Raw genomic sequence first — 877 nt, forward strand, 5'->3', positions numbered from 1 at the left:
TATGAAGCATGGTCATTAGGAGGCACAGGTTTACTTGTCACGGGCAACGTCATGATAGACAGAACCGCTTTAGGTGAGCCTAAGAACGTTGTATTAGATGAACAAAGTGACCTCGCAGCTTTTAGAGCCTGGGCTACAGCCGCAAAAAGAACGGTACTCAAGTATGGATGCAGTTAAATCATCCAGGTAAACAAATACCTAAATTCCTAAGCAAAGAGCCTGTTGCGCCATCAGCGATTCCTCTAGGAGGCGCACTGCAAGCATCTTTCAATTGCCCCCGCGCTTTGCACGATAATGAGATCAACCACATTATTGATGCGTTTGCGACCAGCGCGCGACTCGCTAAAGAAGCAGGATTTGATGGCATACAGATCCATGGCGCACATGGCTATTTGGTTAGTCAGTTCCTCTCCCCCCACCACAATCAACGGAAGGACAAATGGGGCGGATCATTAAAAAATCGCATGCGCTTTGTTGAAAGCGTTTACTCCGCAATAAGAAAAGCAGTCGGCGATGATTTCCCAGTAGGTATTAAACTCAACTCAGCCGATTATTCAAAAGGCGGGTTCAGTCATGAAGAAGCCATGCAGGTTATTTCTCGACTTGGTGAACTGAACATTGATCTAATTGAAATCTCTGGTGGCACCTACGAAAGTCCTAAAATGATGGGCCACAAAATCGCAGAAAGTACGCAAAAAAGAGAAGCATATTTTCTAGAGTTCGCAGAATCAATCCGCGACAAAGTAAACGTACCACTTGTCGTAACCGGAGGATTCCGTTCAGCAGAAGCAATGCAACATGCTCTCGATCAAAACGCTTGTGACATGATCGGGCTAGCGCGTCCACTTGCGATCGACCCTAAAGTCGGACAAAAACT

1 protein-coding gene is annotated in these 877 nt (G+C 46.2%); it reads left to right on the forward strand.

Features of this window, described 5'->3' with window-relative positions; translation table 11 throughout:
• Window positions 1-167: 167 nt before the first annotated feature.
• A partial coding sequence (locus A3738_RS01220) for a tRNA-dihydrouridine synthase (protein ID WP_231876491.1) occupies window positions 168-877 on the forward strand: 710 nt, incomplete at its 3' end.

This window comes from Oleiphilus sp. HI0066 (assembly GCF_001635725.1).